The following is a 3,015-nucleotide window of genomic DNA, read 5'->3' as shown; positions in this document are numbered from 1 at the left end:
AGCCCATAAACCCGCTTGCTTGGCATAGGTTTCAACTAGTTTAACTTGCGCGTCGTCACGGCCAGTTAACGTTAGATAATCGATAGTTTGTCTATCGATATAAAACATCGCCGCGGTAGCGCCGTATTCAGGCGTCATATTAGTAATAGTAGCGCGATCGCCAAGGGTTAAATGGGTGGTACCTTCGCCATAAAACTCAAGATACGATGACACCACTTTTTGCGCACGTAAGTATTCCGTTAACGCCAGCACTATATCGGTAGCGGTAATACCAGGTTGCGGTTTACCCGTTACTTCAACACCGACAATTTCTGGTAAACGCATATAAGATGCACGGCCGAGCATGACGCTTTCAGCTTCTAAGCCGCCCACACCAATGGCAATAACACCTAATGCATCTACATGAGGTGTATGGCTGTCGGTACCTACCAATGTGTCAGGAAACGCGACACCATTTAGCGAATGTACTACAGGCGACATACGCTCTAAGTTAATTTGATGCATGATGCCGTTACCCGGTTGGATAACATCAACGTTTTTAAATGCCGTTTTGGTCCAATTGATGAAATGGAAACGGTCTTCATTGCGGCGGTCTTCAATGGCGCGGTTTCTCTCAAACGCGTCTTTTTCAAAACCAGCATGCTCTACAGCCAGCGAGTGATCGACAATCAATTGAGTCGGTACTACTGGGTTCACTTTTGAGGGGTCGCCACCTTTTTCAGCAATCGCATCACGCAGGCCTGCTAAGTCGACTAATGCAGTTTGACCTAAAATATCATGACAAACCACGCGGGCCGGATACCACGGAAAATCGAGGTCACTTTTGCGCTCAATCAGCTGCTTTAGCGAATCAGTAAGCATGTGAGGCGAACAACGACGAACTAGGTTCTCGGCAAACACACGAGAACAATAAGGTAGTTTGGCATAGGCACCAGGCTCAATCGCATCAACAGCCTCTTGGGTGTCAAAATAATCTAATTGGGTGCCAGGTAAGGCTTTACGGTATTGAGTATTCATAACTTCATCCACAATAAACATGAAAGGAATAAGCGCTAATCTATATCGAAAAAAGCCGAGTCATCATAATAAGACTCGGCATGCTGATTAACGTTGGCTAATAAGCGCCACTTTACGAGGCTCACTGCCCACATAATCTGCACTTGGACGAATAATGCGGTTGTTCGATCGCTGCTCCATTACATGTGCCGCCCAACCGGTTAAACGTGAACAGACAAAAATTGGCGTAAATAACTTAGTTGGAATACCCATAAAATGATAAGCAGAGGCATGGAAGAAGTCTGCGTTACAGAATAACTTTTTGGTGTCCCACATAAACTCTTCACACGCGACAGAAATGTCATATAGCGAGGTATCACCGTTTTCGTGAGCCAGCTTTTCAGACCACTTCTTAATAATCACATTACGTGGATCAGACTCGCTATAAATAGCATGACCAAAGCCCATGATTTTTTCTTTGCGTTCTAACATCAATGCCATTTGTACTTTAGCATCGGCTGGCGAGCTGAACTTTTGGATCATGTCCATCGCCGCTTCATTAGCACCACCGTGCAGCGGGCCACGTAATGAACCAATCGCACCAGTAACACAAGAATACATATCCGATAATGTTGAAGCACATACACGCGCGGTAAAGGTTGATGCGTTGAACTCATGCTCTGCATACAAAATTAACGACACATCCATTACACGGCGATGTTGCGCTGACGGTGTTTCACCGCGAAGCAGTTTAAGAAAATGTCCACCCAGAGAATCTTCATCTGTGGTGCAATCAATTTCCACACCGTCATGAGTGTAACGGTACCAAAAACACATGATGGCCGGAAATGCGGCTAATAAGCGGTTCGACGCTTTGTGTTGCTGAGTAAAATCGACTTCTGGCTCAAGGTTACCTAAAAACGAGCAACCAGTACGCATAACATCCATTGGATGAGCATCAGCAGGAATTAATTTTAATACCGCTTTTAGTGCATCAGGTAAATCACGCTGCGCTTTCAATTCTGCTTTATATGCAGTTAGCTGAGCCTGGTTTGGTAACTCGCCGTTAAATAATAAATAAGCGACTTCTTCAAAGGTAGCGTTATCGGCTAAATCAGAGACATCGTAACCGCAGTACGTTAGGCCCGAACCTGATTTACCGACTGTACATAATTTTGTTTCGCCAGCACTCTGACCGCGTAATCCTGCGCCTGATAATTTCTTGTCTACCATGATATCTTCCTTCTTATGCTTTTCACGATTTAGCCATGCTAAATCGTGATTGTAGGGTATTGTTATTTTAGTTGTAATCGAGTCTTGCTGTCGTACTGAGGCCGTTATTTATTTTTGCCTTCGGCAAATAAGCTGTCTAATTTTTGTTCATAATCGTGATAACCCAAATAGTCGTATAAATCCATACGAGTTTGCATGGTATCTACCACTGCTTTTTGGTCGCCATCAGTTAAAATAGCACTGTAAACATTTTCAGCCGCTTTGTTCATTGCACGGAATGCACTCAATGGGTACAACACCATTGCCGCGCCCCACTCGCCTAATTGTTGCTTATTCCATAATTCAGTTTGGCCAAACTCAGTAATGTTAGCCAAAATAGGCACATCTAATGCTTCAGCAAAGGCGCGGTAATGCTCTTCTGTTTTAATTGCTTCAGCAAAAATACCGTCAGCACCCGCTGCCACGTACGCTTTAGCACGCTCGATAGCGGCTTCTAACCCTTCTTGAGCAAACGAGTCTGTGCGCGCCATAATGAAAAAATCTGGGTCGGTACGGGCATCAACCGCCGCTTTAATACGGTCTACCATTTCTTCTACTGGGACAATTTCTTTATTTGGTCGATGACCACAACGCTTTTGCGCCACTTGGTCTTCCATGTGGACCGCTGCAGCACCGGCCTTTTCCATGTCACGAATGGTCTTGGCAATGTTAAATGCCCCGCCCCAACCCGTATCAATATCCACCAGCAAAGGTAAATCACAGGCTGAAGTAATTCGCTGCACATCT

3 protein-coding genes are annotated in these 3,015 nt (G+C 45.0%); all 3 read right to left on the bottom strand.

Features of this window, described 5'->3' with window-relative positions; all coding sequences use genetic code 11:
• A partial coding sequence (locus CXF78_RS18570; protein WP_257984946.1) for an aconitase family protein occupies positions 1 to 1,017 on the bottom strand: 1,017 nt, incomplete at its 3' end.
• Positions 1,018 to 1,104: 87 nt separating this feature from the next.
• Positions 1,105 to 2,229 carry a bifunctional 2-methylcitrate synthase/citrate synthase gene (gene prpC / locus CXF78_RS18565; RefSeq protein WP_102037587.1) on the bottom strand — a complete coding sequence of 375 codons (1,125 nt, stop codon included), beginning with the start codon at positions 2,227 to 2,229 and terminating at the stop codon, positions 1,105 to 1,107.
• Positions 2,230 to 2,333: 104 nt separating this feature from the next.
• On the bottom strand, positions 2,334 to 3,015 hold a 682-nt coding region (gene prpB / locus CXF78_RS18560), incomplete at its 5' end, for a methylisocitrate lyase (protein ID WP_102037586.1).

It is taken from the genome of Shewanella sp. 11B5 (assembly GCF_002836795.1).
GTDB classification, from domain to species: Bacteria; Pseudomonadota; Gammaproteobacteria; order Enterobacterales; family Shewanellaceae; genus Shewanella; species Shewanella frigidimarina.
Note: the sequence above shows the minus strand (reverse complement) of the source record. Positions and strands in the feature narration are given on the sequence as shown.

What these genes read in the sequence shown, in the direction of transcription:
- prpC (WP_102037587.1), bottom strand. Translation starts at nt 2,229, where the DNA reads ATGGTAGACAAGAAATTATCAGGCGCAGGATTACGCGGTCAGAGTGCT.